This is a genomic window from Stieleria magnilauensis, assembly GCA_007753675.1.
Taxonomy (GTDB): Bacteria; Planctomycetota; Planctomycetia; order Pirellulales; family Pirellulaceae; genus Stieleria; species Stieleria magnilauensis.
This window is the reverse complement of record CP036432.1, coordinates 1,586,911-1,610,462: the sequence shown is the minus strand read 5'-3', so window position 1 is coordinate 1,610,462 and position 23,552 is coordinate 1,586,911. Positions and strand designations below refer to the sequence as shown.

Sequence of the window (23,552 nt, the reverse complement as noted above, 5' to 3'; positions counted from 1 at the left end):
CTTTTTAAATCACACACCAATCAAGACCACGGTTCGCATCGGCAGAGGCGAATCATCCCCACACACGAAACTGAAGCCTTCACTCCGATGACATCAACGAAAGAAATCGAGATGCGTGATCCACTGTTTCACCTGCCCAAAAAGCAAGGGTTGTACGACCCTGAGCACGAGAAAGATGCGTGTGGGGTCGGGTTCATCGCTCACATCAAGGGTGTTCCCAGCCATCAAAACGTGCTCGACGCCGACGAGATCCTCCGCGCGATGGATCACCGTGGTGCCTGCGGTTGCGAACCGAACACCGGTGACGGCTGCGGCATGATGTGTGGGCTGCCGCACAAGTTTCTTGCCAAGGTGGCCAAGGAAGACTTGGGCGTCGACTTGCCCGAGCCGGGGCGATTCAGTGCCGGGCTGGTCTTCCTGCCCCAGGACGACGCCGAGCGGGCCGAGTGCAAGCAGACGATTGAAAAGCTGATCGCCGATCGCGGTCAGGTGTTCTACGGCTGGCGCGACGTGCACCAGGCGACCGATTTCGCTGATGTCGGTCCCACCGCACGTGCCGCCGAACCTGTGATCGAACAGTTGTTTGTCGGTGCCGCCGATGGACTCAAGGGCGAAGCGTTCGAGCGTGAGCTGTACATGATTCGCAAGCGTGCCAGCCACCTGTTGCGCGGCAGCAAGACGCTCAAGCAGGCGCTGATGTTCTACATTTGCTCGCTCAGCACCAAGGTGATCATCTACAAGGGGATGCTGACGCCGGCGCAGCTGTTGCCGTACTTCCCCGATCTCCGCGACCCGGATTTCGAAACGCACCTGGCGATGGTCCACAGTCGATTTTCGACCAACACGTTCCCCAGCTGGGACCGCGCCCAGCCGTTGCGATTCATGAGCCACAACGGCGAGATCAACACGCTGCGTGGCAACAGCAACTGGATGAAGGCGCGTCAGGGGACCGCCGAAAGCAAGTTGTTCGGCGAGGAGTTGCAAAAACTGTTTCCCGTCGTCGAGCCCGATTGCAGCGATTCGGGAACGTTCGACAACGTGCTCGAGTTCCTGTTGATGAACGGGCGCACGTTGCAGGAAGCCATCATGATGATGGTTCCCGAAGCCTGGCAGAAACACGACTCGATGAGCGAAGACAAGCGGGCGTTCTACGAGTATTTCTCGTGCATGATGGAACCCTGGGACGGCCCGGCATCGATCGCGTTTACCGACGGCAAGTACATCGGCGCGACGCTTGACCGAAACGGTTTGCGTCCCAGTCGCTACTACGTCACCCACGACGACCGCGTGATCATGGCCAGCGAGGTCGGTGTGTTGCCGGTCGATCCGGCCATCGTCAAAGAGAAGGGCCGTTTGCAACCGGGCAAAATGTTCCTGATCGATTTTGAACAGGGGCGACTGATTCCCGACGAGGAGCTGAAAACCAATTTCGCCAAAGCGATGCCTTATGGCGACTGGCTCCGTCAAGAACGTATCCGTCTGTCGGACCTGCATCCGGAAGCGGAACCGCACGGGTTTGACAGCGACACGCTACTGCACCGCATGCAGGCATTCGGGTACACCAGCGAAACGATGAATTTCATGTTGCGTCCGCTGGTCCGAGACCTGCGTGACCCGGTCGGTTCGATGGGCAACGACAGCGCGCTGGCGTGTCTGTCGGACAAGCCCCGCATGATCTATGACTATTTCAAGCAACTGTTCGCGCAAGTCACCAACCCGGCGATCGATTCGATTCGCGAAGAGGTGATCATGTCGCTGGAATGCTACATCGGGCCCGAGCAAAACCTGTTGGACGCGACGCCGGCGCACTGCCACCGTTTGTTGGTCGAGCACCCGATTCTGACCAACGAGGAACTCGCCGCGCTGTCCCACATCAACCACGAGGGCTGGCAAAGTCGCGTGATCGACATCACGTTCGACCGCAGCGAAGGCAAGGCGGGGCTGCAAGCAACGCTGGACCGAATCTCGGCCGAGGCCGAATCGGCGGCCGACGACGGGATTGAATTGGTGGTGCTTTCGGACCGCAAGATCGGACCCAACCGTGTTCCGGTCAGCGCCCTGTTGGCAACCGGAGCGGTCCACCATCACCTGGTCAAACAGGCCAAGCGGACGCGAATCGGGTTGGTCGTCGAAACGGGCGAGGCTCGCGAGGTCCACCACCACTGCCTGTTGATCGGTTACGGTGCCGATGCGATCAATCCCTACCTGGCCTTTGAAGCCCTTTGGCAAGCACGCCGCGACGCGTTGATGGATCCGTCGCTGGATGATGACAAGATTGTCGCCAGCTATCGAAAGGGCGTCGCCAAGGGCATGCTCAAGGTGATGGCCAAGATGGGGATCAGCACGCTGCAAAGCTACAAGGGTGCCCAGATCTTTGAAGCCCTGGGATTGAAGGACGAAGTGATCGCCAAGTGCTTCGTCGGAACGGCCAGCCGAATTCAGGGCGTTTCCTTTGACGTGATCGCCGAAGAAACGCTCCGTCGCCACGCGTTGGGGTATCCCAAACGCAAGAGCGATAACTTGCCGACCCTGCCCAACCTGGGCGAGTACCATTGGCGGGCCGAAGGTGAAAAGCACGCTTGGTCGCCCGATTCGATCGCCGACTTGCAGATCGCCGCGCGGAACAACAACGAAGACGCGTACTGGAAGTTCGCTGACAAAATTAATTCCGACAACCGCTCCCGCTGCACCCTTCGCGGGTTGCTGCGGTTCAAGGAAACCGGAAACTCGATCCCGTTGGAAGAGGTTCAACCGGCGTCGGAAATCGTCAAACGGTTCTGCACCGGCGCGATGAGCTTCGGCAGCATCAGTGCCGAATCGCACGAGACGTTGGCGATCGCGATGAACCGTCTGGGCGGGAAAAGCAACACCGGCGAAGGCGGTGAAGACCCGTTGCGATTCCAACCGCTCGAAAACGGCGATTCCAAACGTTCGGCGATCAAACAAGTCGCCTCGGGCCGCTTCGGCGTCACGATCGAATACTTGACCAATGCCGACGAGATTCAGATCAAGATTTCGCAGGGTGCCAAGCCAGGTGAAGGCGGTGAGCTGCCGGGGAAGAAGGTCGATGACAACATCGCCCGAATTCGTTACAGCACGCCGGGTGTGGGCCTGATCAGTCCTCCGCCGCACCACGACATCTACTCGATCGAAGACCTGGCGCAGTTGATTCACGATTTGAAGAACGCGAATCGTGCCGCCCGGATCAGCGTCAAACTGGTTTCCGAAGTCGGCGTCGGTGTGATCGCCAGTGGTGTTGCCAAGGCGTTCGCCGATCACATTCTGATTTCCGGTGACACCGGCGGGACCGGGGCGTCGCCGTTGACCAGTATCAAACATGCCGGTTTGCCGTGGGAGTTGGGGATTGCCGAGACGCACCAGGTGCTGGTGTTGAACAATCTGCGTAGCCGCGTGGTGTTGCAGACCGACGGTGGACTCAAGACCGGACGCGACGTCGTGATCGCCGCATTGCTCGGGGCCGAAGAGTTCGGCTTTTCGACCGCGCCGCTGATCACGCTCGGTTGCATCATGATGCGGAAGTGCCATCTGAACACCTGCCCGGTCGGGATCGCGACTCAAGATCCCTACCTGCGTGAGAAGTTCACCGGCAAGCCGGAGCATGTCGTCAACTACCTGTTCATGGTGGCCGAAGAAACGCGTCGCCTGATGGCCGAACTCGGTTTCCGAACGATCGATGAAATGGTCGGTCGCAGCGACGTGTTGCACACCGACGACGCGATCAAACACTGGAAGGCGGACGGTTTGGATTTGACCGCGATTTTGCGAGTCGCCACCAAGCCGCACCCGGACGTTCAAGTGATTTGCAGCCAGACCCAAGATCACGGTTTGGAAAAATCATTGGACATGACGGTGTTGTTGGACCAGGCACGCAAGTCGATCGAAACCAAAGAGCCGATTGTGATCGAATCACCGATCATCAATATCAACCGGACCGTGGGAACGATCCTCAGCAACGAGGTCGCCAAGGTCTACGGCCAAATGGGGCTGCCCGACGACACCATTCGACTTCAATTGACCGGATCGGCGGGTCAAAGTTTGGGGGCCTTCTTGGCCCACGGCATCACCATCGATCTGGAAGGCGACGCCAACGATTACGTCGGCAAGGGGCTCAGCGGTGGTCGCATCATCGTCTATCCGCCCAAGCAGAGCAGTTTCAAGTCGCAAGACAACATCTTGGTCGGCAACGTGTGCTTGTACGGGGCGACCGGCGGAGAAGCGTTTTTCCGCGGTCGTGCGGCTGAGCGGTTCTGTGTGCGAAATAGCGGTGCCAAGACCGTCGTCGAAGGCGTCGGCGATCATGGTTGTGAATACATGACGGGCGGTCGCGTCGTGATCCTCGGCGAAACCGGACGGAACTTTGCCGCCGGAATGTCCGGCGGGATCGCCTACGTCTGGGATCGCAGCGGTGATTTCAATATCAAGTGCAACCTGGCATTGGTCGAACTGGAGCGGATCGACGATTCGGACGAGGAAGCCGAAATCAAAGAGTTGATCACTCGGCACAAGCAGTACACCGGTAGCGAAGTCGCCGCCGAAGCACTCGAGGATTGGGACACGTTCATGTCACAGTGCGTCAAAGTCATGCCCGTGGACTACAAACGCGTGCTGCTGGCACAGAAAGAACAAGCAGCCCCCGTGGGGTAAGCTTCCAGCTTGCCTACGAGTAAGCACGCAAGCTTCCAGCTTGCCAGCCCAATCCGCAAGCGTCCCCAGCTTGCCGCAACAACTTTATTTCCAATACATCCAAAACGTAAGACCAAGAGCAGACTGATGGGAAAGCCAACCGGATTCAAAGAGTTTGATCGTAAAAAAGTACCGTGGCGATTGCCGGTCGTTCGGCTGAACGATTACGACGAAATCTACACCGAACACAAAATCGATCATCTCCGCGAACAAGGCGCCCGTTGCATGGATTGCGGCGTCCCGTTTTGTCAGTCCGGCACGGGGTGTCCGATCGATAACTTGATTCCCGAATGGAACGACTTGGTCTACAACAACCGTTGGAAGGAAGCGATCGAGCGGTTGCACAAGACCAACAACTTTCCCGAGTTCACCGGACGCACGTGTCCGGCGCCGTGCGAGGGATCCTGTGTGTTGGGGATCAATCACCCGCCGGTGACGATCAAGAACATCGAGAACGCGATCGTCGACCGGGCTTGGGAAGAGGGCTGGATCGTGCCCGAACCGCCGGAAAGCCGGACCGGTAAATCGGTTGCGATTGTCGGCAGCGGCCCGGCCGGTTTGACCGCGGCGGATCAGTTGAACAAAGCCGGTCACAGCGTGACCGTTTACGAACGGGCCAATCGCATCGGCGGATTGCTGCAATACGGCATTCCGAACATGAAGCTTTCCAAAGAAGCGGTCCAGCGCCGCGTGGACAAGATGAGTGCCGAAGGGATCAAGTTCGTGACCGGCGTGAACGTCGGCGTCGACGTCGACCCCAAGGAGTTGGTCAACGACAACGATGCCGTTCTGTTGGCGTGTGGCGCCACGAAACCGCGCGACCTGCCGATCCCAAACCGGGACGCCAAGGGCGTTCATTTTGCGATGGAGTTTCTGACCGCCAACACGCGGCAAAGCGTGCACGGAGAAACGCTCGGCGACGGCTTCATTAGCGCCGAAGGCAAAGACGTGATCGTGATCGGGGGTGGTGACACCGGAACCGACTGCATTGCGACCAGTTTGCGACACGGTTGCCGCAGCCTGGTCAATTTCGAACTGCTGCCCAAACCGCCGCAAGAGCGTGCCTCGGATAATCCGTGGCCGGAATGGCCTCGCATCTTCCGTGTCGATTACGGACACGAAGAAGCCGAAGCCAAGTTCGGCCGCGATCCTCGTGAGTACCAGATCCTCAGCAAGGAATTCGTCGTCGATGACGCCGGCGAGCTTGCGGGCATCAAGACCGTCGAAGTGGAATGGACCAAAGACGCGTCGGGAAAATGGCAGATGGCCGAGGTCGAAGGGTCCGAAAAACAGTGGCCTGCCCAATTGATCCTGCTGTCGATGGGATTCTTGGGGCCGGAACAGTACGTCCCCGAATCGCTGGGGATGGAGACCGATCCGCGGAGCAATTTCAAGGCGGAACACGGCCAGTTTGCGACGAACATCGACAAGGTCTTTGCCGCCGGGGACTGTCGCCGCGGCCAGAGTCTGGTTGTGTGGGCGATCAACGAGGGGCGGGGTGCCGCTCGCGCGATCGATCTTTTTCTGCAAGGCGAGAGCAATTTGCCCGCGCCAGGGGTTACGATGGGAACGGCGATGCAAGTCGGTTGACGCCGCGGTTTCCCATCGATACGCCCGACCGGTAATCAGCCGGTTGGCGGTAGCTCACGGGCCTCGCGCGTTCACGCACGGGGCCCGAACGCGTGCGCGAGCCGGCTGATCGCGTGGGGAATGCCTACACGCCCCACGATTGTTCATCGATCTCCTTTGCTTTTCGTTCCCCCACACACCATCACAACCATGAAACGACGTCAATTCATTGCGACCGGTGCAGCGCTGACCGCCGCCCTGGCTCAATCCAAGTGGCTCAGCGCCCTGGAATCGGACAACAAGTATCGCAACGAGATCGGCATCCAGCTCTACACGCTGCGGAACGAAATCGGCAAGGACGTCGCGGGCACGTTGAAAGCAGTTGCCGAGGCGGGGTACAAGCAAGTCGAACCGTATGGGTTCCCCGGCGCGGACGACATGATTCGCGAAGCCAAAGCCAATGGGATGGCGGTCCATTCGTCGCACATCAACACCGACGGAATCCTAAAGCCTGACCAGAAAGGCGTTCAGCCGTTTGAAGAGCTGCTCGACAAAGCCAACGACCTGGGACTGACCCACGTCGTGGTCCCGTACCTGGGCGCCGAACTGCGTGGTTCGTTGGACCAGTACAAGCAGGTCGCAGAGCGGTGCAACGTGGCAGCCGAGAAAGCGAAACGCGCGGGGATTCAATTGGCCTACCACAATCACGCCTTTGAATTCAAACCGCTCGAGGGCGGCAAGTGTGGTTATGACGTTTTTGTCGAACAGTTTTCAGAGGACATGAAGTTTGAAATTGACGTCTTCTGGGTCGCCGTCGGTGGATTGGATGCCGCGGATCTGATTCGCAAACTCTCCGGACGCGTGACGCAGTTGCACCTCAAGGACCTGGATCGATCCGTCACGCCGCCGCAATACGACGGCATCCCCAAGGAAGCGTTCAAGGAACTGGGCAACGGCGTGATCCCGATGGAACCGATCCTGGCCGCCGCCGCGGATGCCGGCGTGTCACACTGCCACGTCGAGCAAGACCACTCGCCGCACCCGGTCAAAAGCATTCAGCAAAGCGCGGACTATCTGCGGTCGCTGTAACGCTCGCACGGTGGGTTGCGCTGGACGCTTGGGCTCGCTGTTCACTATTCCAATTAGGGGGGTGGTCGGTGACCAGATCGTGGCAGGGTGAAGGGGCCGATCGAATTGGTCATGGCATCCCGGGCGATTTCTTGAGCATTCGTGCGGAAATCCATTTGCACGCGGGCAGAACGCCCGGCAAGGTTGAAGTTAACGGGAAGCTTCGGTGTCGGCATAGTCTGCCTGACCCGAACCCGCACCCGATCAACATCCCTGGAATCCCCTTGCCGACGCAAGAAACCACGCGTCACCCACAGAACGTGCAGGAGTCTGCCCACAATGTTGCGTCTTTCCGGTACCGCACCGAACATGGACGTCGAGAACGCCATTCGGGATCTTCTCGAGGAAGACGCGTTTTACGATCGCATCGAGAACCGTTCGTCGCACCGCGAGCATCTGGTCCGGCCCGTGGCGTTGCTGATCCGAGGGGCTCAGCAAGAAATCATGGCATTTTCGCGAAACGTTTCTGCCGCCGGCATTGGGCTGATCACGCAAAACGAGATCCCCGAGCGGTCCACGGCGGTGCTGACGATTGAGTCGCTTAAGGGTGGGCCGATCAAAATGTTGGCGCAGTGTCGCTGGTGTCGTCCCTACGGGCCGAACTGGAAGATTTCTGGCTGGCAATTCATCAACATGCATCGCTAGTGCCGGGTCTCGTTGAAACGCGGTCGGGCGGGTAACATCTGGCGTCATGGAAAAGACAAACATTGCCATTGTTGGCCTGGGAACTGTTGGTAGCGGTGTTGCGCGTCTGTTGCTTGATCATGGAGACCGCACGGCGCGTCATGCCGGTCGAACGTTGTGGTTGCGCAAGGCGGTCGCCAGAGACCTTGCCAAAGCCGCTGCACGGATCGATCTGCCCGAAGGTGTGTTGACCGATTCGATCGATGAAGTCGTCGACGATCCGGAAATCACCGTCGTGGCGCAACTGATCGGCGGGCTCGAACCCGCTCGATCGATCATGCTGCGGTTGCTGGAATCGGGCAAAGACATCGTCACCGCGAACAAGGCCCTGCTGGCCGAGCACGGTCCGGAACTGTTCGATCGCGCCCGACAATTGGGACGCAGCATCGCATTCGAAGCGTCTGTGGCAGGCGGCATCCCGATCATCGCCAACATCAGCCAGTGCCTGTCGGCCAACCAGCTGCAATCGCTCGAAGGGATCCTGAACGGGACCAGCAACTTCATCGTCAGCCAGATGGACGAGTTCGGTTCCAACTATGCGGAAGTCGTCAAAACGGCGCAGGAACTCGGGTACGCCGAAGCGGATCCGACGATGGACGTCGACGGGACGGACGCGGCGCAAAAGCTGGCGATTTTGGCACACCTGGCGTTCGGCGCCGCCGTCGACTGGAATGACATCCCCAAAGTCGGCATCGACGGGTTGGATCCGGTGGATCTGCGCTACGCGCGGGAACTGGGCTATCGAATCAAATTACTGGCCGTCGCCAATCTGACCGACGACGGCTTGGAACTGTCGGTTTCGCCGACGCTGTTGAAGATCGGGACGCCGCTGGCCGAAGTGCGAAACGCGTTCAATGCGATTCGCGCGATCGGTGATGCCGTCGGCCCCGTGTTCTTCCATGGGCTGGGAGCCGGCCAAATGCCGACGGCGTCCGCTGTCGTGGCCGATTTGATCGACACCGCGGTCGGTCGAACGAAGCTGACCTTTCAGACGCTGGAATATTTCTCCAGCGACAATCCTCCCCGCGCCATCCTCCGCGACGCCGAAACGTTGCGAGGGCGGTTCTACCTGAGGCTGCATGTCGCCAATCATCCCGGGACGCTGGCGGCCATCGCCAACGTCTTGGCCAAGCATGCGATCTCGATCGCCTCGGTGATCCAGCACGAGACCGAAGCCGCCGGCGGGGACCTGGAACTGGTGCCGCTGGTGATCATGACGCACGAAGCGACCGAGGGTGCGGCGAAGTTGGCGACCGCGGAGATCGAATCGCTGACCGCCGTCCAAGGTCCCGTCACGCGATTCCGCGTGAAAGAATAACGTCGTCGGACGCCCGCCGGATCACGCCGGCGTCCAGGCATTCGCTGATCGCGACGGAAACGTCGCCCAGCCGAATCAAACCGCTGCGGCGCTCGCCAGACCGTAGGCGAGAATGGTTTGCTGCAACTGGCTTTCGGCCGCTTCGTCCAGGGGAGTCATCGGCAAACGCAATTCTCCCGTGTCGCGTCCGACCATCCGCATCGCGGCCTTGACCGGAATCGGGTTGGTGGCCAGCCCCAGCATGTTGCTGCACAGGGCGAACAACTGATGATGCATTTTGCGAGCGAGTTCATAATCGCCGCTGCTGGCCGCCCGGACCAATTTGATCATGTCGCCGGGAACCAGGTTGCCGACGACCGACACCACGCCTTCAGCTCCGACACTCATCATCGGCAACGTCAGCGAGTCGTCGCCGGAGAGCACGGTCAAATCGGTCGTGCCGACGATCGCCGAGCACTGATCCAGTTTGCCCGTTGCTTCCTTGACCATCGTGATGCCCGGCAGTTCGGCCAATCGCTGGATGGTCGACACGTCGATTTCTTTTCCGGTGCGGCCGGGGATGTTGTAGACACAGACCGGAATGTCGACGGCTTCGGCAACCGCTTTGAAGTGCTGGTACAAGCCTTCTTGGGTCGGCTTGTTGTAATAGGGTGCGACCTGCAGCGTCGCATCGGCACCTTCGTCCGCGGCCCGTTTCGTCAAACGCAGTGCTTCGGCGGTGCTGTTGCTGCCTGTACCGGCCATCACTTTCGCGCGTCCGGCGACGCACTGAATCGTCTCCGCGATCACGCGCTCATGCTCGTCGTGCGTCAACGTCGGCGATTCGCCGGTCGTCCCAACGGGAACGATGCAACGCGTGCCCGCTTCGATTTGGAATTCGATCTGCTGTTTCAACCGGTCGTAGTCCACTCCGCCGTTGGCAAAGGGCGTGATGATGGCGACCGATAGTCCGGCGAAATCAGATCCACGACGCTGGGTCATAGGGAGTCCCTGGGGTGTTGAATTTTTAACGAGTGTAGGGTCGAAACGAGCGCAGCAGCCTACCGCGGATCAGGAAAAACACAATTCCCCGGACCGTCGCCTTGCCGAATTGGTTCGGCAAAAAGACCAAAATCGCCAGCAAAATGGCTGCTGAAGTCGCCACGACGAGCGTCGGCGCTTTCCACCACGGCCGATACTCAAACGCCACACGCCAATTTCCTGGTGGGATGACCACCGCCTGATTCAAGTGGCTGCTGCGGAAAACCGGCAGCGATCGGGAGGAATCACCGGTGACGGAGTCCAGCCGGGCCTGCCAATTGCCGTCTTGATAGACACATCGTTCTAGTACGCAGTCGATGTCGCAGCGGACGACGATCGTTCCGTCGGCCGCGCGTTCGACGCGTGCCGATCGCCCGGCGGATCGTTCAGCCGATCGTGTGCTGGAACCAGCCGGGGCTGCAGCGGCCGAGCGGGACGACGGTGGAGCCGCCGCGAGGTGGGGCAACGGCAGTCCGCGGCGAAGGCCGATTTCTGGTACCAATTCACGCAACGGTTTTTCCGGCAACCAATCGGTGAAAACGCGGACGTCGCGGACCGGTTCGGTCATCCGGCGTTCCACCGAGACCAATGTCATTCCATCGGCGGCGGTGGCCGAGTGGCCGTCGACGTGCGAGACCGCTCCGATCGCCAGCCACTGACGGATCGCCTTCCAAAACGCCGAGCGTTGTTCGCGATCGAGACTCTGCAGGTGGTGGTTGCACGACCACCAGAACTCTCCGTAGCTGCGGCTCTTGATACTGACCATGCTGTTGAACACCGCCTGTCGATGAATCAGGTGCCAACGTCCGAACCAGGCAATCCGTTCGCTTGCGGCGACTTCCAGCGGGCGATCGATGGATCCGGTGGTCCGCCATCGCTGCGGCCACATCCCGGCTTGCGTGCGTAAGGTGCGTGTCCGCGGGATCGGAGCCGGACTTGCCTGGTGTGCCAACTGTCGTTCCCGCCAAACGTCCACTCGGGGCAACAAGGTCGACGTGTTGACGATCGCATCCAGCGCGATCAAGGCGACCCATGCACTGCCGATCCAAATTGCGGGCCGGCGCCGATCTTGCCACTCGGTAAACCGACGCAATCCGACCAGCACACACAACACCGCGACCGTCCACCAACACGACGCACGTATCAACGTCAGGCTGCCGGCCACGTCCAGCGGTCCCCAATATTCATCGATCGGAAGCCTGTCGGGGTCGAGCGGTAGCCAGCGTTCCCATTGCTCGCTGGCCAAGTGCGCCGACACGCCGCCAGCGACAAAACCAACCAGCAGCATCAACGCCAAAGGCAATTCACGTCTGTCACGCTGGGACGAAATCCACTGCGCCGCGACCATGGAACTGGCGATGGCGAAGATCGGTAACCATTTGACCGGATAGCGAAACGAACTGTAGCCGGGAATCCACTGACAGAGCATCCAAAACGGTCCCCCGATCGCGCTGTCGCTATGCTCGAGCACACCGGGGATCTGTTGCAGCCACCAGACCAGTCCGAAATGTCCGAAACAAATCGCCAAGCTGACCAGCGAGACGGCCAGCCAAGGTTCGGCAAGATAGCTTCGCGGTCGGACCAGACGGCAAAGCAGTGCGAACCCCACGATCAAACCCGCGTAGAGTGACGGCGTCCACATCCGTCCTTCGCCCGGGATCACGTTGGCGATCCGCCGATGGATGGGAAACAGATTGCCGAAGGGACGTGGCGAGACGGTTTCGATGGCGTGCCAAGGGGCGAGCGAAAACTCGTAGACCTCGCTGCGTTGGGCAACACGCGCCGCGCGAACACTTTGGCGACTCCAATCCAACGACGCCGCGATTTGGATCGAGCTGATCCCGACGGCCAACGCGCAGCCGCTCACGCTGACGACGACGGTGCGGACGCACTCGCTTTGCCACCACGTCCGGCCTTGATCACGGGCTTGTCGAAATTGACTCCTGGCGTGGAACAGCGAAATCGCACCGGCGGTCATCACGCAGTGCAGTGCCGACTGGGGATCGCCGCCGAGCACCATCATGGCCAGAGCGGTGGCGGCGATCACAATCCGCCGGCGCGTCGAACGAGATCCGCCCGCCAAGGTTATCGTCGGCAGGCAGGCGCCCAGGGCGAACGGAATCCACGCCGCACCGACCAAGAATGGAGGGTTGCAACACAGCGAGAAAACGCTGCCCGAGAGCGGATAAACGATTGCCGCCACGAACACCCCTAACGGCCGGCAGCCGATCGACTTGGCCAGCCAGGCCGCGGCGGCGGAGGCCAACAACAGATGAACGATCAAATAGATGCTCATCAAGGATTCGTTGGACAGCCGATCGCTGGCCAGCGGAAACGCATACACGAGCCATCGCAGCGGGTACAAGACCGCCGTCGACGTCTCACCGATCAGGGGCATGCCGGTGTGATCGAGCGGGTTCCAGAACGGAAGCCACTCAGTGGCCGTCCGCTCGGCCACGTAATCATACAGCGGCAAGTAAAAATGGTTGACGTCGCGAAAGGCGATGCGTTTTCCCAACAGCGTCGGCCAGGTCGATCCCAGAATGACGGCAACGACCAAGGCTACCGACGCAAGACATCGGATCACGTCACCAGGCCCTTGGTCACGGTCATGAAGACATCTTCCAAGGTCGGGGCGCGATCATTGAACGAACGCAAGCGAACTCCTTCGGCGATCATCGTCTCCATCAGCGTCGCCAAGCCTTCGTCGTCGGTTTCTAGTTCGGCGACGATGCAGGTCGGTTCTTGTTCGATCGATCGCAAGGCAGGGCTGCTGCGCAAGATCGACAGCCCGGCCTCTTCACCGGACACGAACTGAATCTCGACGTGCCGGTTTCGTCGGATCTGCCGATAGACCGTTTCGATCGGACCGCTCATCAACAGTTGTCCCCGTTCGATGATGCCGATCGAAGTGCAACAATCCGCCAGTTCGGTCAGGATGTGGCTGCTGATCAGAATCGTTTTGCCCATGCGGCGCAATTCTTTGAGCAACTCTTTCACTTCGACGCGCGCTCGGGGATCCAGGCCGCTGGCCGGTTCATCCAGAATCAAGACCGGCGGGTCGTGCACCAGGGTTTTGGCCAGACACAGTCGTTGTTTCATGCCGCGAGACAATCCGTTGACAAAATCGTCGCGTTTGTGCGTCAGATCCAACAGTTCCAGGACGTTGTCGATGATCTGTTTTCTGTCCTTGCGTCCGATCCGGTAGGCGACGGCAAAGAAATCCAAAAACTCCCAGACTCGCATGCCGTCGTACACGCCGAAGTTGTCGGGCATGTAGCCGACGGCTTGACGAACGCCGACCGGATCGGCCATGACGTCACATCCGGCGACTTCACCGCGACCGCGTGTGGCCCGTAACAGCGTGGCCAAAAATCGAATCGTCGTACTTTTGCCTGCACCGTTGGGGCCGATGAATCCGAACGTCTCCCCGGCTTCAATATGAAGATCCAACTCCTGCACCGCGGTGAAGTCTCCATAGTCCTTTCCGAATCCTGTCAACGTTATCATCTCACTCGCTCTCCGTCGGCGGCGTCTTGTTGTCGGTCGTGTCGGTTGCTTCCGAATCCGGTTTCGAATCTTCCGATTCCGGTGTCGTGGTCTCGATGCGGTTTACACGGCGAAAGTCACTGACAAGGTTCTTGTCGGCGACCGGTTCGGGCAGATCGGCATGTTTCAGGTGAATGATGGCGATGGTCTGCGCCGATTGCTGGCTCGCCGCGGGCGAGATTTCGAGTCCATCGAGCGCACCATCGATTCGTGCGATCAAGCGGATCGTCCCGTTGGGAACGGAATCGGTCGCCGCCAATCGTCTCATCAGGTCGTCGGCTTGCATCGGCAAATCGTTGGCGACCATTGAACGCTCGGTCGTGTTAAACTCAACCGTCTTGGTCTCCCCGCGATTCAAGGTCCCGACCACGGCGATTTCCGTGTCTCCTTGATCATTCTTTCGCACCACGAGCGTGTCTGAAAACTCGATGTCGGCTTCGCTGGTCAAGGTGTTGTCGCCGTCGAATTCGATCGCGCCGCCCAGGTCCACCATCTCTTCGCTGTGGACGTAACGCATTCGGTTACTGTTGACGGCAAAATCAGCCAGCGATGGGCCTTCTTCGAACGAGGTGCGGATGAGCGGTCGGATGTCGGTGTTCGGATCCGGCTCGTTGTCCAGCGGGACTGCGATGCCGTCGACCGTGCGAAATTGCAACTCGTAGCGGCTGGACAGTGAATTGTAGATGCCGATCATGCGGGTCAAATGCGCGCGGGGGTATCCGGCGTGTCCTTCCAGGATCGCAAGTTCCGTCGTGCTGCGGGCAAAGCCGATATCCAGCTGTGCTTGCCGGGCGGCAAACGCCGCACCGATCACGGCGATCAACGGGACCGCAAACCAAGCGTACTCCAACCGATTCATCAAGCGAAAAACGAGATAGTTGATCGGCACCAACACGATCAAATAGATCGCAAGCGATCGAATCACCAGGGCGGAACCCGGAATCTCGATCCCCGCTTCGCTGGTTAGCTTTTGTTGCAGCATCGTGATCGCGTCGCTGGAATCGTTCCAGGCGGAAATGCCCGTCACTGCGTCCACCCTGGAAAACGCGTCGAAGGGACTGTTCTTCTTTTTCTCCTCGTCGTCGGTGCCGGCGAGCAGACTGTCGCGGGTGGTGATGCGGAATCTGGAGTTCACCGCGGCGTCGCTGCGGAGCGTGGTTCCTTGGAAAAACAATCGCAGTTCGGTGGGGTTGTATCCTTGTTCGGCCAATTCTTCTTGGCTGACGTCGCCGAAACTGGGTTCGACGTATTCCCGCGGGGGACGATTCAGAATCACGCTGTTGACGAAGCTGTCGTACGAGTCCCATGCTTCGATCCAGTTGTCGGTCAAATCGAACCGCGGTTGGATGACGGTGCCGCGACCGATGCGTCGTTCCAAAACGAGTGACGCCGTCTTGTCGATGGCTGATGCGTCGGGATCGAGACGCCCGTCGACGGCGATGTGGCTGATCTGAGAGCGAACCAGTTCGATTTGTTTTTGTAACGATCGATCCGTCGCCACGGAGTTCTTGGTCAACAACTCCGCCGCCGCGTTGCCATCCAGTTCGATATTGCTGGTCGGGACCAGCGGCAACACGTCGGACAGTGAGGTGTTGGCGATGGCGTCGCCGGCCGCCGGCCCGTTGACGATCAAACGACCGCCGAAGCGAATCCAGTCGGCCAGCGCGGTGTGTTGCTGCGGCGTCAACGCGTCTTCGGACAGGTCGTCCCAAAGCACCACGGCGGTGCTGGACCAATCCAACATCGTTTCCGGCAACGGCAGCAAGTCGCTTGCATCCGGCACCACCACGCGATAGTTGCTGTGTCCGGTCGGGTCTTGGATCTCCGATTCAAACGATCGTGTCCAATTGGCCGTTTGCAGACGCGTGAATCGCTCGGGACGCTCGGTCAAAACGACGAAAAAATACTCGCTGCCGCGCATCACGTTGAATGGTTGACCACCGGTATCCAAGATGCCGCCGCTGCGAGGGACGAAACGGCTGGACAGGTTGATGCGTCGAATGTCGATGGAATTGGGAGTCGGGCATCGGAAACGGAAATCAAATCCGCGCATCTGGCCCTTGGGCAACACGACCGGACGAACCGAATGCAGGCTTTCGATCGTCCCGGTGCGTTCCATGTTGATGTCGCGCAGAATCACCTCCGATCGACTGGACAGTTCTCCGCGTGTGTCAGCCTTGTTGCTGCGGATCGACTGCTCCGCCGTCATCCAGTGCCCCGGTTTGACCGCGCCGATCGACTCGCTTTGGTCCGATGGGAACACGATCGCCGAGCGAGTCGAATAGGCCTCCTGCGGTGCATTCTCTTCTTGGGCGTTGGGGTCGGCCGTCGGGGTCGTCGTGCAGCCTTCACAGCCGACGATCAGCGGGACGGTGAGCAAGGCGAATAGGAAAAACGCGGAACGCGGCATTCGAAAAATCGACGTGGGAAAGTGGCAGGGGAGACGAGTCGGGGGCGGCCCCGTCCGAACCGTGACTAGTGTACGCGATTGGTGCGCCGGAGAGGATTCCCGATGCACAGATTCGCCAACTGGCGATGCAAGTGACATGCTTCAAATTGAATGCTTCACACGGTCGTAGCTACGTTCGCCAGAGCGTGGAAAACGCCAGAGATCCACCTGCAGGCGAAGGTCGCTGCGTTTGAATGGGGATTCACGATGATTCTTGAAAAAAGTCGCGCCGTCCAGCGAGGGTCTTCGTGGGATCAGCCGGTCAGTGCCAGCTTACGCCACCCCATCATTCTGCCCCGTATCATTCTGCCATCCTTGCCCTGATTCTCACCGAATTGACGGGGCACGGTGGCTGGGTGGATGGGTCGGGAAATTTTGGAGGTAGGAAGATGATGTCAATCGGTTAGGCGTTCGTTCCTTGTGCTGGGGCCCGCAGGCTCGCGCCAAACGGCTGATATTCGTTTGGCGTCAGCCGGTGCGCGCCAGCGTGCGGGTCCCATCATTGATATTAACTTGGCGGCATTGGGCTTCACGCGCCGGCCATCTCGTGGATCGTGGCGTTGGTCATGTGTTTCCACAGTACCTTGGCGGCATCGAGATCGCCTTGCCTCGCCTGGCCGCGGCCGTAAACGATCCGGTCGTACGCTGCAGTCAATCGGCCCGTCGCGGATTCGACCGGTGCAAACAGTGCCCGCGCATCATGCCGCTGCTTCGTCGCCTGCCTCAATCGTAAACCAAACTCGGAGAACGTTTCGTCACGGTTGCGCTCAAACCCGCGTTCACGGGACCAGGCTTCAAATGCCTGGCAGGTCATCACCACCACACGCCGAGGATCGGTTTCATGACCGATCGGATTTCGGAACGAAGCAAATGGTCGCCGAGGGGCGTCGCGAAGTTTTTCCGGGCCGATCGCGTCCGCCAATCCGGTTGCGTCGCGTTCGCGGCCGAACAACGACTGCCACCATAACGCCAACCGTTCCCGCATTTGATAGAGATAGAACGCAACGATCGCCAACAGCCCGAGTATCAACAGCAATCGAAACAGACCGCTGACGGCGGGCAGCACATCAGGCAGCGACGGCATCGAACTGCTGGACGACGAGCTGGATGTCTCCGCCGCATCTCCTCGCTCGGCCGCGGATTCTGATTCTTCGGATTCCGTTTGCCCGTCGGGCTGTGGATCTTCCGACCGATTTTCTTGCTTCGGTGCGGGCTCACTGGACGCTGACTCGTTGGAAGACTGCTCGGAGTCTTCGCGCCGCGACGAGTCGTTCTTCGATGAAGCTTGTGACCCGTCCGATTCACTTCGTTGCTTGCCACGATCGGTCGATTCGGCTGATCGTGACTGTTTCTGAGCGTCGGAATCAGACGATTGCTGTTGTCCAGATTGCTGTTGTCCAGATTGCTGTTGTCCAGATTGCTGTTGTCCAGATTGCTGTTGTCCAGATTGCTGTTGTCCAGATTGCTGTTGTCCAGATTGCTGTTGTCCAGATTGCTGTTGTCCAGATTGCTGTTGGCCGGATTGTTGTTGGCCGGATTGCTGTTGGCCGGATTGCTGTTGGCCGGATTGTTGTTGGCCGGATTTCTCGCCGTCTGACTTGCCTCCGGGGCGGTTTTGATTGACGCCGGCTCCCTTCTGATCTTTTTGTCCCGGCGCGCGATCGTGATTCGTTTCGGCATCGGATTGGTTGTCCGATTTTTCCGCGGCTTCCTTGCCCCAACCCGCGCTGCTGGCGGTCTTAGGGTCCGACTTCAAGAATTTGGGTAGTTCAAAATTAGCGATCGCCGCACCGGGCATGGGGGCCAGGAACGCCAGCATCAACAGTGCCGCGATCAAGGCGACTCCGCCGGCGAGCCAGGCCACCGTGACATCGCCGGGCATGTCCACGTCGCGTTGTCGCAGGTAGCGACGGAGATTCAGAAAGCTGGTGGTCACCAAGAGCGAGAGACTTGAAAACAGATACAGCCCCAGCATCAACTGTGCTCGCGCCCAGACTTGTGGACTGTTCTGCAGCATGAACTGGCCGATCCCGAACAGGGGCAACGCCGCCAGCGCGAGCAGAAACACGGTGCGTCCGGGTTGGTGTGATTTCCGACGCCGTCTTTCTTTCTCCGACACGGGTGCCTGCTCGTCATGGTTGTCCGCAGCGATTCGGCGAGACAAGCCACTCGCCTCGTCCAACCCGCGATCGATCAGCCCTTCGCCGCTGGCGTCGACCGATTCATCGATCACGGTGCAGTCGTGGACGATGCGGTCGGCGAGGTAACCGATCAGGATGACCAGCCCGATTGAGAAGAACATCGACCCGACAAAGCCGGTCATGACAAACACCATGGCCGCGCCCAGGGCCATGGCGTAGCCCGCCGAATAGGCTCGGCTCTCTTCGATAACCATTCGGGCCAGCGCGACCGAGCCCATCGTGTACATCAGGATCAGATAGAAAATACGATCGGAGAAGTTGCCATCGTAGAGCAGCGAGACGAAGAAGTTTGCCAGGCTACTGATCATCAAGAAGATCAGCACCGGTCCGACGCCGATGGCGGCATAGTCTGCGGGTTGGGGACGACTGGCCAAGGGATTGAAACTCTGTGATGACCTGGACCGCGAGAGTCCTTCGTCAGAATTCAAGATTGGAGCGGGATTCAATTTTCCGGTAGTGGACGAGGCGACGAGTCCTCTGCTCAATGTTCCGGTAGTGGACGAGGCGACGAGTCCTCTGCAGTCGGCATATTGGCACGGACTCGTCGCCTCGTCCACTACCGCCTAGCCGCTGGCACGGACTCGTCGCCTCGTTTACTACCGCGTAGCCGCTGGCACGGACTCGTCGCCTCGTCCACTACCGCGTAGCCGCTGGCACGGACTCGTCGCCTCGTCCACTACCGCCTGGCCGGGGGACGCAAACGTTACTGAGCCGCTTTCTTGCCGGAGTCCTCCGGATGGCTGCGTCGCCAATGTTCCATCGCCGGGCCGACTTTATTCATTGGAATCCACTTGTTGCGTGTCTTGCTACTCTGAACAAGTGTCGACGGATCAATTTGTCCCTTGTCGATTCGGTTCAGCAGGTCGGCTTCAGAGATGGGGCCGATGCGCCGAGCCTTTCGGATCCAGCCGCTCGCCATATAAAACCATTGAGTTGACATCTCGATCGCCACCTTCGAAAAAAGAAAAGAGTTGGGGAGAGAGCCTCTCATGAACTTGGCAGCGTGTGTCGTTTTTCCTCCCTCTGTCCCACATCACCATCGTCGCTTTCTCCACCGAAGCTACAGTTTAACGAAGAGTAACCGCACAGTGCGCGCCAATTAATGGGGCGGAATACGGCAAAGTGAAGTTTTTTGGTGCACCCGGTGCGATATGGCACGCAATTACCTCGGCAGACGGGGGTTCGTCAACCTCCGATGGCAAGATCTTTCGCAACAACTATAGTGAGCGACTCGCCTTGGCCCCCTTCGTCTAGTTTGGCCTAGGACGTCAGGCTTTCCGCCTGGAAACGCTCGTTCAAATCGAGCAGGGGGTACTGCATTTTGGGCGGCAACCGTGAAATTCGCCAAATTTGGCATCCGATGGTGCAATTGCTCTCTAATTTTGTTTGACGAGCTTCGTTTAACCATAGGATAATGATGCGTCGCGGAGTAAAAGCAGACTCGCCTTCGGCCGGATGCCCATCGACTCGCGACCTTTTTTCTCTCTTCTGCCTCCGTCTGCTCAACCGTCTGCTCAACACATAACAACGGATTCGTCATGACACGAACTCAACGTGCCACCATCAACCCTGACCCATCTCGAGCGGTCGCGGCGTCGGTTCCGCAGACCGAATTGCGTCGAAAACAGCTAGGGATTCGTGCTTTGGCATTGTTCGTCGCGTTGGCCGCCGCCGGGATCGTCGCAGCGACCGCGTCGGGCCAAGCGGCCAAGTACGATGTGCTCGATGTCGAACCGCTGATCGACGACAATTTGGCGACCGTTCAACGGGAAGCGAGAACCTATGCGACGTCACGCGATCTGAGCGGTTTTTCGCAGAATAAATTGGCGGTCGTGCAGCGGTACTTCCAGCAGTACGTACCGGCCAAGATCACGCAGCCCGATGCCACGCATCAAATCAATGACGTGATGGGACACGTTCGCGCGGTGATGGACAGCGCGGTTCGGTCTCAGACGCCCGGTGCCGGCAACGTGATGAGGTGGCTCTACGGCGGGCTCAAGCCCGTCGCGATGGGGAATTACCAGCCCGCGGCGCGGATCAATGCGATTCAATTCATCGCCAGACTGGCGCGTCCCCCGGCACAACGCGGCGGGGTCCCGCGGCCCTACTCGTTCGTGTTGACGGATCTGAAAACGATTTACGACGATGCCAACAACCCCGACGGCGTCCGCGCCGCGGCGCTGCAGGGCATCGAACGGTACGTCCGCTACTCGCCATCCAACGATCCGACACTTGTGGGGGTCAAAGACCAGTTGACCCAGTCGATGACTCAGTTGCTTGAGTCAGATCCGCCCACCGGGCGCGACGAATTGGCACATGCGTTCTTACAGCGGTACGCGGTGAGCATTCTGACACAGATGAGCACCGACGCATCCTTGGGCAAGCAATTCGTCAGCATCAGCACCAACGAAGACAAACCGAATCTGATCGCGCTTCATTCCGCCGCCGCCATCGCCCGGCTTCCCGGCAAGATGCCCGAAGGCGACGTGGAAACCCAAGAGGTGTTGAAGCAATGGTCCAAACGCGTTTTAGCTGCCTACCAAGCCGAACTGGCGCGGTTGGCCAAATTGGACAAAACCACGACCACTCAAGGCGTCCGTCAACCTGCCGCCCCGGAGAGCTTCTTGAAGGAGACCAAAGATCCCAACGAGAAGGTGCCCGCTGTCCCCGGCATGCGAGGTGAATCGATGATGGAGATGGATGACATGTACGGAATGGAAATGGAGATGGACATGGACATGGACATGGGCATGGGAGAAATGGAAGGCATGGATGAGATGATGGGGATGAGCATGATGGGCATGGGCATGCGTCCATTGGCTGCCAAACCTCAGCCCGCCGAGATTGTCGCGAGCCGGAAAAAACTCAATCACGTCCTGCAGCAAGTGTTGTTGGGCGTCACCGGTCAAGGAAAAGTCGTCGAAGATGTTGAATCGATCCAAGCGACCGGTGGCTTGATGGCTTCGGCCCCCGCCGACGCCCTCGCCGCGACCAAGCAATGGCTGACGTCACTGTTCGAAGTGACCGGCCAGTTGAATGACAGCACGCTGGACACCCGCAAGAAATATGTCACCGCGCTGCAAGAACAGGTCGCAACGCTGGAGGCACTTGCCGAGGGGAAATCGGTTTCGAAACGGGCCTCGACCAACGCTCCCGTTTTCCGTTTCGGTAATCCCCTCGATCCGGCCGCGGACGCCGAAGCACCCGCCGGCAGCGAACCACCTGCCGACGCCGAGCCGGCTCCGGCGGCACCACCGGCGGCAACCGTGCCTGCGGATATGGACGCGCTGCTCAACTAGGAATCCGGCAAGAGACGAGCGCTTTTGACGTCCTGCCATGTCGATTCAACCGCTTCGTGAACTCGATGGAATGCGGCCGGTGGATGCAAGTCCGCTGGCCGTTTTGCGTTTGATCCTCGGCGTGACCTTTTGGTTTTGGGCGACCGACTATCTGGCCGATGACCGCTGGCGGATTCTGTTCGTCCAGCCCACGGTGTTGTTCAAGTACGCTGGGTTCGAGTGGGTGAATCTTTGGCCGGGCAATGGGATCTGGTGGCATTTTCAGATCGCACGCGGCGCGGCGATCGCATTCGCGCTGGGGTTTCTGACCCGATTCAGCGCCGCCGTCCTGGCCGCCACGATGACGTATGTGTTGTTGGTCGAACGCCAGATCTACAACAACCACGACTACCTGCTGGCCTGCACCGCGCTGCTGTGCTGTTTTCTGCCTTGTGGTCGCGTGCTCTCGCTGGACCGTCTGCTATTCCGGCGGGACGCCGGCGATGCCGGCATGCGTCTGTGGCAGTGGTGGCTGGTTCGATTTCAGCTCGGGCTTCCGTATGTGTTCGGCGGAATCGCCAAGCTCGATTCCGATTGGCTGGCCGGCCAACCGGCAGACCTGTTCGTCCATGCGCGGCTCGACACACCGGTGATCGGAACGCTGTTCCAACTGCCCGGAGCGGCGTTTGTGATGGCTTGGGGAGGTTTGCTATTTGATTTATCGATTGTCCCGGCGTTGATGTGGAACAAGACACGCCCGCTGGCGGTGGTGGCCGCGTTGGTGTTCCACCTGACCAATGCCACCATCTTTAGAATCGGCGTCTTTCCGTGGTTCATGTTGGCGACGCTGTACGTGTTCTTTCCGGTTTCGTTTGTCCCCCAGGTGCTGCAGCGTTTCCGGGGTGTGCTGGGAAGCAGCGGGGGCGGCAGCAGCGTCGAAACCGCTCAGCCGGACCGTCCCGTTTCGGGCGCTCACCGCGTCGCAATCCGGCTGGCGGTTGTTTACGTCGTGATTCAGCTGCTGCTGCCGATTCGACCTTGGGTGTTACCCGGCAATCCGAGCTGGAATGAGCGGGGCCAGCGGTTTGCTTGGCGGATGATGCTGCGTCACAAAGACTGTTTGCTGTGGTTTAGGATGCAAACCGAGGACGACTATTTGATCGTGCCGGCCAAGATCGTGATGACGCCGAACCAAATCCTCCGCGCACCGCGCGATCCTGAACTGGTCCGCCAGGCGGCGCTGCATCTGCAATCCCTCGCCGCCCAGATGGGCCAGCCGGAGTGCAAGGTTTATGCCTTGCATCTCGTCTCACTCAACGGACGCCCCGCCCGACCGCTGGTCGACCCGACGGTTGATTTGACTCAGGTCGATCGGGGCTGGTTTTCGGACGACTGGGTGATGCAAGACCCAGGGCCGTTGCCGGCAGAACCGTGGCGGGTTCCGTTTGACCAGTGGTGGCAACAGACCGAACTGCCGGCGACGTTCGGCGAGCTTCGCTCGATGCGGCCGAGTGAAGCCGAAGCCGAGTTCGACCGTTTGGGCGAGCAGCAGCGGGCCGCGCAATCGCCTTGAACAGAACGTGGAGAAACACGCCAGCGGCCAGTACCTATCGGCCAGTCGCCCGTCAGCAGTGCAGGGCCCTCAATTTTCT

General features: G+C 59.6%; 13 protein-coding genes and 1 tRNA gene. 8 read left to right on the top strand and 6 right to left on the bottom strand.

Features of this window, described 5'->3' with window-relative positions; genetic code table 11:
* Window positions 1-87 precede the first annotated feature (87 nt).
* From gltB to TBK1r_RS05955, 5 genes are all read left to right on the top strand, one after another.
* Complete coding sequence (gene gltB, locus TBK1r_RS05975; RefSeq protein WP_419581018.1) at window positions 88-4,665, top strand: glutamate synthase large subunit; 4,578 nt, start codon at window positions 88-90, stop codon at window positions 4,663-4,665.
* 126 nt (window positions 4,666-4,791) lie between these two features.
* Window positions 4,792-6,294, top strand: coding sequence for a glutamate synthase subunit beta (locus TBK1r_RS05970; protein WP_145208105.1), 1,503 nt, complete (start codon window positions 4,792-4,794; stop codon window positions 6,292-6,294).
* 189 nt (window positions 6,295-6,483) lie between these two features.
* A complete protein-coding gene (locus TBK1r_RS05965; protein WP_419581017.1) occupies window positions 6,484-7,362 on the top strand; it encodes a sugar phosphate isomerase/epimerase family protein in 879 nt (292 codons plus the stop codon).
* A 318-nt stretch (window positions 7,363-7,680) separates the two neighbouring features.
* Window positions 7,681-8,046, top strand: coding sequence for a PilZ domain-containing protein (locus tag TBK1r_RS05960; RefSeq protein ID WP_145208101.1), 366 nt, complete (start codon window positions 7,681-7,683; stop codon window positions 8,044-8,046).
* Window positions 8,047-8,092: 46 nt separating this feature from the next.
* Window positions 8,093-9,403 (top strand): homoserine dehydrogenase, encoded by a 1,311-nt coding sequence (locus TBK1r_RS05955; RefSeq protein WP_145208099.1) that lies wholly within the window; start codon window positions 8,093-8,095, stop codon window positions 9,401-9,403.
* A gap of 75 nt (window positions 9,404-9,478) precedes the next feature.
* Here TBK1r_RS05955 and dapA read toward each other — a convergent pair whose 3' ends face one another.
* From dapA to TBK1r_RS05925, 6 genes are all read right to left on the bottom strand, one after another.
* Window positions 9,479-10,384: a 4-hydroxy-tetrahydrodipicolinate synthase gene (gene dapA / locus TBK1r_RS05950; protein WP_145208097.1), complete on the bottom strand. Its 906-nt coding sequence runs from the start codon at window positions 10,382-10,384 to the stop codon at window positions 9,479-9,481.
* 25 nt (window positions 10,385-10,409) lie between these two features.
* A complete protein-coding gene (locus TBK1r_RS05945; protein ID WP_145208095.1) occupies window positions 10,410-13,010 on the bottom strand; it encodes a hypothetical protein in 2,601 nt (866 codons plus the stop codon).
* Window positions 13,007-13,933 (bottom strand): ABC transporter ATP-binding protein, encoded by a 927-nt coding sequence (locus tag TBK1r_RS05940; RefSeq protein WP_145208093.1) that lies wholly within the window; start codon window positions 13,931-13,933, stop codon window positions 13,007-13,009. Before TBK1r_RS05940 ends, TBK1r_RS05945 begins: the two co-directional genes overlap by 4 nt.
* Before the next feature lies 1 nt (window position 13,934).
* Entirely contained in the window at window positions 13,935-16,382 is a 2,448-nt protein-coding gene (locus tag TBK1r_RS05935; RefSeq protein ID WP_145208091.1) for a hypothetical protein, read from the bottom strand.
* 1,065 nt (window positions 16,383-17,447) lie between these two features.
* Window positions 17,448-18,101, bottom strand: a complete 654-nt coding sequence (locus tag TBK1r_RS38365) for a pentapeptide repeat-containing protein (RefSeq protein ID WP_419581537.1) — start codon at window positions 18,099-18,101, stop codon at window positions 17,448-17,450.
* Window positions 18,102-19,325: 1,224 nt separating this feature from the next.
* Window positions 19,326-19,562: a DUF4339 domain-containing protein gene (locus TBK1r_RS05925; RefSeq protein ID WP_372898466.1), complete on the bottom strand. Its 237-nt coding sequence runs from the start codon at window positions 19,560-19,562 to the stop codon at window positions 19,326-19,328.
* 299 nt (window positions 19,563-19,861) lie between these two features.
* On the opposite strand from TBK1r_RS05925, the gene TBK1r_RS38360 reads away from it, so the two are divergent.
* From TBK1r_RS38360 to TBK1r_RS05915, 3 genes are all read left to right on the top strand, one after another.
* Window positions 19,862-19,936 (top strand) — tRNA-Glu (locus TBK1r_RS38360).
* A gap of 224 nt (window positions 19,937-20,160) precedes the next feature.
* Window positions 20,161-21,921, top strand: a complete 1,761-nt coding sequence (locus TBK1r_RS05920) for a hypothetical protein (RefSeq protein WP_145208087.1) — start codon at window positions 20,161-20,163, stop codon at window positions 21,919-21,921.
* A gap of 37 nt (window positions 21,922-21,958) precedes the next feature.
* The gene (locus tag TBK1r_RS05915) at window positions 21,959-23,473 is read left to right on the top strand and encodes an HTTM domain-containing protein (RefSeq protein ID WP_145208085.1); all 1,515 of its coding nucleotides are present in this window, start codon (window positions 21,959-21,961) and stop codon (window positions 23,471-23,473) included.
* The last annotated feature ends 79 nt before the right edge of the window (window positions 23,474-23,552 follow it).